Genomic DNA, 11830 nt, shown 5'->3' on the forward strand with positions numbered 1-11830 from the left:
GGGACGGCGATCCGCTGCACGGCTAGGGCAGAACGAGCCCGGTCGGCTTGCGGCGCACGTGCAGCCGGTACCCGACGGGGAACGACAGCCCCGGTGTCTCGTCGATGGCCCGCTGCGCCACCTTCGCGGAGAACTCGATGCGCAGCACCGACTCCAGGTCCTCCCGGCGCTCGAACTCCCACCGCGCCGTGACGTGCCGAGCGCTGAAACCGCTGTCCGCGAAGAACTTCGCCACCACGGCGGGGTCGTAGCGGGGTTCGTCGGCGCACAGCCACGGCCCGTACGGCGACGCGGCGCCGTCGAGGTCCACGACCGCCAGCGCGCCGCCGGGGCGCAGCACGCGGTCCGCCTCGCGCATCCCCGGTTCGCAGCCGGGGCCGAAGAAGTACGCCGTGCGGGCGTGCACGAGGTCCGCGCTGCGGTCCGGGAGCGGCAGCCGTTGCGCGGGACCGGCGTGCACGGAGGCGTTCGCGAGGTCGGCCACGCGGGCCTTGGCGCGCTTGACCAGCGGCGCGTACGGCTCGACGCCCGTGACCGAGCGCGCGGTCGCGGCGAACACCGGCAGGTGGAAGCCGTCGCCGCAGCCGACGTCGACCACGTCCAGCCCGGCCCAGTCGCAGTCCTCGCGCAGCGCGCGCCACAGGTCGCCGTCGACGTCCTGGGCCCGGTTCTCGACCTCGTACACGTCGGGCCAGTGCCAGATGTTCGGGCTCGGGAGCACGTCGGCGGGCCGGACAGCGGCCAAGGCCGCGCGCACGAAACCCTTCACCCCACGACAATAGAGTGCGCCGGTCGTTTGGCGGTGCTATTCCAGTCGACCTCGGCGTACCGTGATCAGGACAGTGCTCCGAGGAGGCGTCCGTGTCCATCGCGCCGAACTCCCCCGCCCTGGCGGCCCTGCACGCGGGCGCGCCCTGCTGGCTGGAACTGCCCGTCACGGACCTCGCCGCCGCGAAGGACTTCTACACCGGCTTGTTCGGGTGGCGGTACACCGACGACCGGGGTTACGCGGTCGCCACCCTCGACGGTGTGCCCGTCGCGGGCATGCCGGTGACCCGCGCGCTGCCGCAGCAGTACACGAACTGGACGCTGTTCCTGCACACCAGGCACGCCCGCGCGACGGCCGAGAAGGTGTTCGCGCTCGGCGGGCTGGTGCTGCGCAACCCGAGCGTGGAGGCCGACCACACGCAGACGACCGTGATCGGCGACCCGACGGGCGGGGTGATCGGGTTCCGGCACGTGCCGCCGAACTGGCGGTTCGGCACGACGGGGCACGGGGCGTACGCGTGGGCGGAGCTGAACACGCGCGACGGGGCCACCGCGGACGCGTTCTTCCGGGAGCTGTGCCACTTCGACGTGATGCAGATCGGCGACGGCCACGTCGTCGACTACACCGTGTGGTCCGTGGAGGGCGAGAGCGTGCTCGGCAGGCAGCGGATGGGGCGCCGCTCGTTCCCGCCGACCGTGCCCGCGCACTGGATGGTCTACCTGACGGCGTCGCCGGAGATCGGCGCGGACTCGGTCGCGAACCGGGTGCTCGAACTGGGCGGGGAGGTCGCGGTCGAGCCGTACGACACGCCGTACGGCCGCGTCACCGAGGTGCGGGACCACACGGGGTCGACGTTCTCGGTGATCGACCCGTCCCGCGCGGTGCCGCTGTCCGACGACGAACGCGGCGCGAACGTGGACGACCCGTACGACGACTGAGCGGCTACGGCACGAACAGGTGCAGGAGCAGCCAGGACACCACGGCCGACGGCAGCAGCGAGTCCATCCGGTCCATCAGTCCGCCGTGGCCGGGCAGGAGCGTGCCCATGTCCTTGATGCCGAGGTCGCGCTTGATGAGCGACTCGATCAGGTCGCCGGTGGTGGAGCTGACCACCAGTGCCGCGCCGAACAGCACGCCCTGCCACCACTGGCCGTCGAGCAGCAGGCTCACCGTGAGCGCGCCGCCGACCATGCCCGCGACGATCGACCCGGCGAAGCCCTCCCAGGACTTCTTCGGGCTGATGGTGGGAGCCATGGGGTGCTTGCCGAACAGGACGCCCGCGATGTACCCGCCGGTGTCCGACAGGACCACGCCGAGGATGAAGGCGATCACCCGGAAGGCGCCGTCGTCCGGCACGACCAGCATCACCGCGAACGCCGCGAACACGGCGACGTACGCGAGCGTGAAGATCGACGCCGTCACGTCCCGCAGGTAGCCGTCCGCACCGTCCTTCAGGCGCCAGACCAGGCACACCAGCATGGTGACCACGAACGCGCTGAGCACGCCGCCGCGCTCGTACGGCCAGGCCAGCCAGACGATCGCCTGGCCGCCGACGAGCACGGGCACCAGGGCGACCTGGATGCCCGCGCTCGCCTTGAGCGCACGGGCCAACTCGAAGATCGACACCGCGACCGCCGCCGCCACGATGGCGATGAACACCTGCCGCATCGTGAACAGGGAGACGAGGACCAGGGCACCCAGCCCGACACCGACCAGGATGGCCGACCGCAGATCACGTCCCGCCCGTGACGGCTTCCGCTCGCCGTCCGCGCTGCCGGACGGCGCCTGCGCGTCCTGCTCACCACCGCCTGGCACCTGCTGTGCTCCTATCACGACTCCCACGTCACCATCAGACTTCGAGCAGCTCGGCTTCCTTGTGCTTCACGAGCTCGTCGATCTGGTGCACGTACCGCTGCGTCACCGACTCGAGTTCCTTCTCACCGCGAGTGCCCTCGTCCTCGCCGGTGTCACCGTCCTTCACCATGCGCTCGATCTCCTCCTTCGCCTTGCGGCGAATGTTGCGCATGGTGATCTTGGCGTCCTCGCCCTTGGTCTTCGCGACCTTCACCATCTCCTTGCGGCGCTCCTCGGAGAGCTGCGGGATGACGACGCGGATGATCGACCCGTCGTTGCTCGGGTTGACGCCGAGGTCGGAGTCGCGGATGGCCTTCTCGACGGCGTTGAGCTGGCTCGCGTCGTAGGGCTTGACGACCGCCATCCGCGCCTCGGGGATCGCGATGCTCGCCAACTGGTTCAGCGGTGTCGGCGAACCGTAGTAGTCCACGACGATGCGCGAGAACATGGAGGGCGAGGCGCGCCCCGTGCGCACGGCCGCGAGGTCGTCCTTCGCCACGGCCACGGCCTTTTCCATCTTCTCCTCGGCGTCGAGGAGGGTCTCGTCGATCACGGCTACTCCTTAGTGCGAGCCGGGTGTTCCCAGCGGGTCTAGAAGGACGGGCGACCACCGGGGGTGCTCACCAATGTTCCGATCTTCTCACCACGCACCGCCCGCGCGATGTTCCCCTCGGTGAGGAGGTTGAACACCATGATGGGCATGTTGTTGTCCATGCACAGGCTGAAGGCCGTGGAGTCCGCGACGTTGAGCCCGCGCTCCAGGACCTCGCGGTGCGTGATGTTGTCGAACATCAGGGCGTCCGGGTCGATCTTGGGGTCGGCGGTGTAGATGCCGTCCACCGCCTTCGCCATGAGCACGATCTCGCAGCCGATCTCCAGCGCGCGCTGCGCGGCCGTCGTGTCGGTGGAGAAGTAGGGCATGCCCGCGCCGCCGCCGAAGATCACGACGCGGCCCTTCTCGAGGTGCCGCATGGCACGTCGCGGGATGTAGGACTCGGCGACCTGGCCCATCGTGATGGACGTCTGGACCCTCGTGTCGATGCCGTGCTCGCGCTCCAGGAAGTCCTGCAACGCCAGGCAGTTCATGACGGTGCCCAGCATGCCCATGTAGTCGGCGCGGCTGCGGTCCATGCCGCGCTGCTGGAGTTCGGCGCCGCGGAAGAAGTTGCCCCCGCCGATCACGACGGCGACCTGGGCGCCGGTTCCGACAACGGCCGCGATCTGGCGGGCGACGACGGTGACCACGTCGGGATCGACCCCGACGTCACCTCCGCCGAACATCTCCCCACCGAGCTTGAGCATCACGCGCTTGTAACCATCAACGTCTTCGCTCACGGGTCCTCCTCGCGGCGCTGGAAGTCTGGACACGGCGAAGGCGGGGTTGCGATGCGCTGCAACCCCGCCCTCACGCGAATCAGGCCTGGCCGACCTCGAACCGGGCAAAGCGGGTAACCGCCACTCCGGCCTCGTCCAGCACTGCCTTGACGGTCTTCTTCGACTCCACGACGGAAGCCTGCTCGAGCAGCACGACGTCCTTGAAGAAGCCGTTCACGCGACCGTCGACGATCTTGGACAGGGCCGCTTCCGGCTTGCCCTCCTCGCGAGCGGTCTCCTCGGCGATGCGACGCTCGTTGGCGACCAGCTCCGCGGGGACCTCGTCGCGCGTCACGAACTTCGGCCGCATGGCCGCGATCTGCATCGCGGCGCCGCGGGCGGCTTCCTCGTTGTCGCCGGTGTACTCGACGACGACGCCGACGGCCGGGGGCAGGTCCGCGGCACGGCGGTGCAGGTAGACCGTGACGGTGCCGTCGAACACGGCCACCTTCGCGAGCTCCAGCTTCTCGCCGATCTTCGCGGAGAACTCCTGCACGACGGCGTCGACGGTCTTGCCGTCGAGCTCGGCGGCCTTGAGGGCGTCGACGTCGGCGGGGCGCACGGCCTTCGCGACGGCGACGATCCGGGAGGCCAGCTCCTGGAAGTCGGCGTTCTTGGCGACGAAGTCGGTCTCGCAGCGCAGCTCGATCATGATGCCGTCCTCGGCGATGACCAGGCCGTTCGAGGTGGTGCGCTCCGCGCGCTTGCCGACGTCCTTCGCACCCTTGATGCGCAGGATCTCGACAGCCTTCTCGAAGTCGCCGTCCGACTCCTCAAGAGCCTTCTTGCAGTCCATCATGCCTGCGGCCGTGAGCTCGCGGAGGCGCTTCACATCAGCGGCGGTGTAGTTCGCCATCGTGCGATTTCCGTTCCTTCTGCGGTCCGATGTCGGCGGGGCCGACGTGGGTTACGCGCGAGTTGGTGCTGAACACGCCACGTCCGCCGTGCGGCGGACGTGGCGTGCCGCGGGATCAGGACTGGACGGGCTGCTCGGCAGGCGCCTCGGCGGTCTCGGCGGCCGGGGTGGCCTCCGCGGCCTCGGGGGTGGTGCTGGTCAGCAGCTCCTGCTCCCACTCGGCCAGCGGCTCGTCGATGCCGGGCTCCGGCTTGTCGTCACCGTCGGCCGCGTTGTTGCGCGCACCCGAGCGGGCCATCAGACCGGCGGCGGCCGCCTCGGCGACGACCTTGGTCAGCAGCGCCGCGGAACGGATCGCGTCGTCGTTGCCCGGAATCGGGAAGTCGACCTCGTCCGGGTCGCAGTTCGTGTCCAGGATCGCGACGATCGGGATGTGCAGCTTGCGCGCCTCGCCGACGGCGATGTGCTCCTTCTTGGTGTCGACGATCCACACCGCGGAGGGCACCTTGGCCATGTCGCGAATGCCGCCCAGGGTGCGGGACAGCTTGTCCTTCTCACGGTTCATCATCAGGATTTCCTTCTTGGTGAAACCCTGGAAACCGCCGGTCTGCTCCATCGACTCCAGCTCCTTGAGGCGCTGGAGACGCTTGTGCACCGTCGAGAAGTTGGTGAGCATGCCGCCCAGCCAACGCTGGTTCACGTACGGCATGCCGACGCGGAGCGCCTCGCTGGCGATCGCTTCCTGCGCCTGCTTCTTGGTGCCGATGAACAGGATCGACCCGCCGTGCGCGACCGTCTCGCGGACGAACTCGTACGCCCGGTCGATGTAGGTCAGCGTCTGCTGGAGGTCGATGATGTAGATGCCGTTGCGCTCGGTGAAGATGTAGCGCTTCATCTTCGGGTTCCAACGGCGGGTCTGGTGCCCGAAGTGCACGCCGCTGTCGAGCAGCTGCTTCATGGTGACGACGGCCATAGCCGGGTTCGCACCTTTTCGATCAGGCGCACCGGACCGGCCGGCGCGCGTGTTCCGGTTGTCGCGGCGAGCCGGGATGGCGCGCCGCCCTAGTGCCCTGCCGCCGCCCAGACCCGAAGAAAATTGACCTTTGGGACCGCCGGACGCCGTGACTCGACCACACTCGAAAGGGATCGGATCAGCAGTGGCACGCGAAGTCGTCCCGTACGCAGACGGGGCGTGAAACAAGTGTACGCCGAAGAGGCCCGAAGTCCGAACCGGGGCCTCAAGTTGTCCACAGGCCGACTGGTTGTCCACAGATCCGAAATTCCCGGTGGCGTCGACCCGCACCGCACCGGACCGTGAACCCATGCCCCCGACCACCGCGCCCACCACGCCCGCACCACTCCGGACCAGCGAAGACTCCACCCCGGCACCGCAGGCTGCGCGACCAGGTCCGCCCCGCCACCACACCCACGTCACAGCGCCACTGACCACCCGACGAAAGGCACTGACCACATCGACGCCTGCCCTGTCGTTGATGAGCGCGGTCATCGCCGTGGCCATGGCGCTCGCGGCTCCCCCCGGTCCCGCGCACGCCCGCCGAGGCGACTACGCCTGGCCCCTGGCTCCACCCCACCCGGTCCTCCGCACCTTCACCGCGCCCACCACCCCGTACGGCCAGGGCCACCGAGGCGTCGACCTGGGCGGTTCAGCGGGCGAGCCGGTACTGGCGGCGGGCGACGGCACCGTCCTCTTCGCGGGCGAGGTGGGTGGCCGCCCGGTGGTGTCGGTGATCCACGACGACGGCCTGCGGACCACGTACGAACCGGTGACCCCGACGGTCCGCACGGGCGACCGGGTCGGACGCGGCGCACCACTGGGCACTCTTCGAGCAGGCCACGAGGGCTGCCCGCCTCCGGCCTGCCTGCACTGGGGCGCCCGCCGCGGCCTGGCCTACGTCAACCCGATCAGACTCGTCGCCCCCGGCCGCGTCCGCCTGTTACCCGCGACGACACCGGGCCGGGCACCTCAACGGTGATCCACCCGACCGGCTGAACCGGACCCACCTGACCAGCGGGAACACCGGCATCCCCGCACTTACCAAGCTGGGCTGGCCAGCCGGACCGGACCGCCCGGCCCGGCACCAGCACCACCACACCTACCGACCCGGACTGAACCAGCCAAGCCTGACCGCCTGGCCAGCAGAAACACCGGACCCACCGCACCTACCGACCCGGACTGGACCAGTCGGACCGGACCGATCAGCCCTTCATCCGCCTTGAGTCGTGCCCGGCCTGAACCCGGTCTGATCGATTCCGTGGTGCGGCGGTGGTGATGACGCGCTTGAATCCGCGCAACCGTCGACCTCCCGACGAAGCCGCACCGCTCAAGGGGTACTTGGTGTGCGGCGGGACGTCACGGTGCTTCGCGTGCACCCGTCGTCCTCCCGGCGAAGCCGCATCAAGCGGGTACTGGTGTGCGGCGGGAGGTCGCGGTGCCCTGGTGGGGTCTGGACACGTGGCCGGAAGCGGGGAACTCCCGGCCACGGGCGACCGGCGACGATCACAGCGAGGTGGAGGTCAGTCCGACTGCTCGTTGAGCTTGGTGCGGAGGCGGAGCACCGCTCGGGTGTGCAGTTGGCAGACCCTGGACTCAGTGACGCCCAGGACCTTGCCGATCTCGGCGAGGGTCAGGTTCTCGAAGTAGTAGAGGGTGACCACTATTCGATCGCGTTCAGCGAGTTGGGCTACGGCGTCCGCCAGTTGGCGGCGGCTGTCCAGGTCGACCAGGGTCGCGACCGGGTCTTCGGCGTGGTTGTCGGGGATCGACTCGGCTAAGGAGGCGCCGGCACCCGTACCCCCGCGACCTGCGGCGATCAGTTCGTCCAGCGCCACGACGCTGGTGAGCTGAAGTTGGGCGTAGAGCTCGCGCAGCTCGGCCAGACCGATCTTGAGTTCGACGGCCAGCTCGCGGTCCGTCGGGGTGCGCTGCAACTGGGCGCCGAGACGTTCCAGCGCGCGTTCCACGTCCCGCGCGCGGGAGCGGACCGAGCGCGGAACCCAGTCCTGGGAACGCAGGTCGTCCAGGATGGCGCCGCGAATGCGCTGCATGGCGTAGGTCTCGAACTTCAGGCCGCGCTCGAACTCGAACTTCTCGATCGCGTCGACCAGCCCGAAGATGCCGGATTGGATCAGGTCGCCGACGTCGACGTGGGCGGGCAGGCCCGTGCCGACTCGACCGGCGACGTACTTGACCAGCGGTGCGTAGTGCAGGACCAGGCGATCGCGGACGACCTGCTCGTGCGACTTCCCGTACTTCTGCCAGAGGGCGATGATCCCGGCTTCGACGTCGTCCGCGGTGCGCGATTCGGACGCCGGGTGGGCTGGGCGCGGGGAGCCGTTGCGCGTCGCCGGCGCGAGCATGACGGCATGGCCGTTCGCCACGGCACTCCCGTTTTGGAGAGGGTCACCGTCGATGCGGTGACCGTTGGTCCCCGTCGGGGTGTGCGCCTCCGACGTGGTTCCGACGTGCGCGACGGTAGGGGAGTTCACGGTTGCGGTCCGCGAACCTCCCCCTGCGACGTCAGGAACGGGGGTGGGTTCGGTCATGGATCGCCTTCAGCCGTTCGACAGTGACGTGTGTGCAGAGCTGAGTTGTAGCGAGCGTAGCGTGACCAAGGAGTTCTTGGACTGTGCTCAGGTCCGCTCCCCCTTCCGAGATGTGCGCCGCCGCTGGACGGCGAAGTCGGTGCTGCCCGAGCAGGGCGGAACCGGGTGCCACACCCACTACATCGTGAACAACCCGTCCAGCGGTACGGGCATCTGCTCGACGGTCTCGGACCCCCGGTGGCAGCGCGCTGAACGCATCGCGGCTGACCAGTACCGACCGTCCACGTTCCGCCCAACGTCGTACCGCACGTTCGACCGGAACGCCGAACGGCGCGGCGCGTTCGCGACTGCCCTTGCCAAGAACTCGAATCACCCTCAGGGAGTAGTCCACGGCGTCGAGGTCGAGACCGCACAAATCGGCGGCTCGGACACCTGTTGCGTTGAGCAACTCCACCACGGGGCGGTCACGCAGCGCAACCGGATCGGCATTCTCCGCTGCAAAATCTGCACCGGGCGACGTCGCTCGGATGGCCTTCCGCCGCCGCACGGCGGACGTTCCACGGCGCGAACGGGGCGGTTCGCCGCCCGTCGAACGCACGCCGACGAGGGCCTTCCCGGCGGTGAACGCGCAGGCCGCCGCAGCGTGAGGTGCCATCGACGTGCGACGCGCCCTTCCCGCCGACCACGCCGCCAGCCAGGAGTGAAGCACGGCAGGGGCGACGGTCGAGCCCGCCGTGTCGGGCACGACCACGCGCGCCGACAGATCCATAACACCGTCCGGATACACACGCACCGTGTGCGACGGCGAACCGCGCTCCAAAGGCGGGTGACGCTCGACCGTGTGCACGACCACGCGGCCGTCCTCGGCCGGCTCGCCACGCGACCGGCCCGCGTGGGCACGACGAGTCCGAACGGGCGGCTGCCGGGACATAGGCCATGACGCTGCGCCCTCCGTGGCCCTTGGTCAAGCATCGCCACGCCCCTCCCGGACATGAGAGCGTTTCCATCCGGAATCGACCCGCTCGGCCAAGCCCGCCATCTCCAATTCGGGCAGCATGGCGCGAACTGTCGACAAAGCGACTCCCGACTCGACCGCGATCACGTCGGCGCTGTGCCCACCGGTCAGCCCCAGGGCTTCGTGCACCCGAACCGCGTCGCCCTGGGGCGAACCGACCGCGCTAGACGACGTTCGCGTCGCCTCGACCAGGTCGACGCCCAGCCGCCCGGTCGACTCGATCACCTCGGCGACGCTGCTGACCGCGATGGCCTCCCCCGACCTCAGCAGTTCGTGGCAACCGGTGGAACTGGCGGACGTGACCGGTCCCGGCACCGCCATGAGCACCCGTCCCAGCGCGGACGTGGAGGCCGCCGTGTTCTTCGCTCCGCTGCGCCGACCAGCCTCGACGACCACCGTGCCGTCGCCGAGCGCGGCGATGAGCCGGTTGCGCGTCAGGAACCGGTGCCGCGCGGGCGTGTGCGTCGGCGGGTACTCGCTGACCACCAGGCCGCGCTGGGGAATGCGCGCGATCAGCCCGGCGTGCCCCGCCGGGTAGGCCACGTCCACCCCGCAGGCCAGCACCGCGACGGTCGCACCATCGGCGGACAGCGCACCGCGGTGGGCACACCCGTCGATCCCGTACGCCGCACCGGACACCACGACGATGCCCGCCTCCGCCAGCCCGTGCCCGAACTCCGCGGCGACGTGCTGCCCGTACCCGCTGGCCGCACGGGAACCGACGACCGCGACCGACCGTTCCGCCAACTCGGCCACGTTCGCCGCGCCCCGCACCCACAACGCCAGTGGCGCCAACCCGCACTTCAACCCCTGCGCGGCGGCGAGGACGAGCGCGTTGAACGGCCACTCTGGCCATTCCTCGTCCTCCGGAATGACCAACCGCCCACCGATCGCCGCAACTCGCCGAAGATCGTCAGCAGCCCGGTCCTCATCCCGTCTAGCCGACGTCTGCCCTTCCACACTGGGCGGAACCTTGCCCGCTTTGACCAGCTCAGCCGCTCGGATGGGACCTTCCTCGGCGACGAAGGCGGCCAAGGCGGGCGCGGGCGGCTCCGCCACGCGCGAGAGGTAAGCGCGGGCCAGCCGAACACGATCAAGACTCATGACGACCTCCGGTGGTCGGTTCTTGTTGCCACTGCCGGGCAGTTGGGCGGTACTGGGTTGGGTTGGCTGAGTTGGTCGGGAGTGGTTGCGCTGCAAGGAATCCAGCGGGTGTGGGCTGCTGCACGGCATCGGGCGAGGGTGGGGTGGGTGTTGGGGTTCGTGTCGCCGAGCTGGATGGGTGGGTGCGGTTGGTTGTGGCTGGCGAGACGGTCGGGGTGTTAGGGCGGGTTTGTGGGAACAGCGGCGTTGTTCCGGTGGATCGATTGAGGGGGTCGTGGGAGCGGTCGCACAGTCCAGGTGGCGAGTGGTTCTCGCAGTTATGCGGAAATCCGTGGTTTGGCGTAGTGCCGCCGCTGGTGGGTGGGTTGAGTGGGCGGCGGTTGGGGTGGTCAGCAGGCAAGCGGGGTTGATGGGTTCGAGGGCAGCGGCTGGGCGGGTCGGCTGGGGGCTGCTCTCGCCTGGGAAGCGGGCCGGGCGACGCGGAGTCAGGTGACTTCGCGTCGCTGCCTGCGGAAGTCCGATGTGTGGGTGGCTGGCGCTAGGCAGAGCTGGCGGCTGGCGGCTGGCGCACAGTCAGGTGAGGTCGCTGGGCGGAGTCAACGGATAGGGGCGGCCCGGTCGTTCGGCGAACGCCGAGTCAGGGCGCGGTTGGCGGGGCACCACGGTGAAGTGGGTGGCCGAGTCGGTGAGTGGATTGCGCCAGGAAGACGGACCATCCGGGGGGCGGGCACCGGGTGCGACTGCTGGGTGCAGGCATTGGGCAAAACCGCTAGCCGCGGACGCTGGGCACGACTGCTGGTCGGAGGCGGTGGGTGCGGACGTAGGGCACGACCGCTGGGCTCAGACATCAGGTGCGAGCGTTGGGCACGACCGTTGGGTACGACCGTTGGGCATAACTGCTGAGCGCGAGGTTGGGGGCGGGCATTGAGGGCAGGCGTTGGGTGCTCGCGCTTGGTGCTCACGCTGCGAAGGCAGGCGCTGAGTGCTCGCGTTGTGAGGGTGGGCGTTGGGCACTCGCGCTGGGTGCTCACGCTGCGAGGGCGGGCGTTGGGTGCTTGCGCTGAGAAGGGGCTTTGGGTGCTCACGCTGTGAGGGCGGGCGTTGGGTGCTTGCGCTGCGAGGGCGGGCATTGGGTGCTTGCGCTGGGAAGGGGCTTTGGGTGCTCGCGTTGTGAGGGCGGGCGTTGGGTGAGGGGCTTGGGTGGGAGTTGGGCGGGGTGAGGTGGGGGTGGGCGTTGAGCGCTCGCGTTGTGAAGGCCTTGGGGTTGTGAAGGGTTTGGGTGGGAGTTCGGTGA

Annotated in this window: 11 protein-coding genes; 2 read left to right on the top strand and 9 right to left on the bottom strand. The window is 69.5% G+C overall.

The features are described from left to right. Positions 1-22 precede the first annotated feature (22 nt). The gene (locus tag AC156L_RS38375) at positions 23-769 is read right to left on the bottom strand and encodes a class I SAM-dependent methyltransferase (RefSeq protein ID WP_330882692.1); all 747 of its coding nucleotides are present in this window, start codon (positions 767-769) and stop codon (positions 23-25) included. A gap of 92 nt (positions 770-861) precedes the next feature. Here AC156L_RS38375 and AC156L_RS38380 point away from each other — a divergent pair, with 92 nt between their 5' ends. Then, positions 862-1707, top strand: a complete 846-nt coding sequence (locus AC156L_RS38380; protein ID WP_330882690.1) for a VOC family protein — start codon at positions 862-864, stop codon at positions 1705-1707. Between the two features lie 4 nt (positions 1708-1711). On the opposite strand, the gene AC156L_RS38385 is transcribed toward AC156L_RS38380, so the two are convergent. The 5 genes from AC156L_RS38385 to rpsB all read right to left on the bottom strand — a co-directional run bounded on the left by AC156L_RS38385 (position 1712) and on the right by rpsB (position 5826). Further along, on the bottom strand, positions 1712-2584 hold the full coding sequence (locus tag AC156L_RS38385) for a phosphatidate cytidylyltransferase (RefSeq protein ID WP_330882687.1): 873 nt from the start codon (positions 2582-2584) through the stop codon (positions 1712-1714). Positions 2585-2618: 34 nt separating this feature from the next. Further along, complete coding sequence (gene frr, locus AC156L_RS38390) at positions 2619-3176, bottom strand: ribosome recycling factor (RefSeq protein WP_330882685.1); 558 nt, start codon at positions 3174-3176, stop codon at positions 2619-2621. A 38-nt stretch (positions 3177-3214) separates the two neighbouring features. Further along, complete coding sequence (pyrH, locus tag AC156L_RS38395) at positions 3215-3925, bottom strand: UMP kinase (RefSeq protein ID WP_259628168.1); 711 nt, start codon at positions 3923-3925, stop codon at positions 3215-3217. 112 nt (positions 3926-4037) lie between these two features. Continuing rightward, positions 4038-4853, bottom strand: a complete 816-nt coding sequence (gene tsf / locus AC156L_RS38400; RefSeq protein WP_330882683.1) for a translation elongation factor Ts — start codon at positions 4851-4853, stop codon at positions 4038-4040. Positions 4854-4968: 115 nt separating this feature from the next. Further along, positions 4969-5826 (bottom strand): 30S ribosomal protein S2, encoded by an 858-nt coding sequence (rpsB, locus tag AC156L_RS38405; protein WP_259628078.1) that lies wholly within the window; start codon positions 5824-5826, stop codon positions 4969-4971. Positions 5827-6346: 520 nt separating this feature from the next. Here rpsB and AC156L_RS38410 point away from each other — a divergent pair. Beyond that, a complete protein-coding gene (locus AC156L_RS38410; protein ID WP_484407738.1) occupies positions 6347-6847 on the top strand; it encodes a M23 family metallopeptidase in 501 nt (166 codons plus the stop codon). Between the two features lie 541 nt (positions 6848-7388). On the opposite strand, the gene AC156L_RS38415 is transcribed toward AC156L_RS38410, so the two are convergent. The 3 genes from AC156L_RS38415 to dprA form a co-directional block, all read right to left on the bottom strand. After that, positions 7389-8231, bottom strand: coding sequence for a FliA/WhiG family RNA polymerase sigma factor (locus AC156L_RS38415; protein ID WP_330882679.1), 843 nt, complete (start codon positions 8229-8231; stop codon positions 7389-7391). A 160-nt stretch (positions 8232-8391) separates the two neighbouring features. Next, positions 8392-9348, bottom strand: coding sequence for a tyrosine-type recombinase/integrase (locus AC156L_RS38420; protein WP_484407739.1), 957 nt, complete (start codon positions 9346-9348; stop codon positions 8392-8394). 33 nt (positions 9349-9381) lie between these two features. Next, positions 9382-10536 carry a DNA-processing protein DprA gene (dprA, locus tag AC156L_RS38425; RefSeq protein ID WP_484407740.1) on the bottom strand — a complete coding sequence of 385 codons (1155 nt, stop codon included), beginning with the start codon at positions 10534-10536 and terminating at the stop codon, positions 9382-9384. Between the last annotated feature and the right edge of the window lie 1294 nt (positions 10537-11830).

The sequence above is a fragment of the Umezawaea sp. genome, assembly GCF_057122925.1.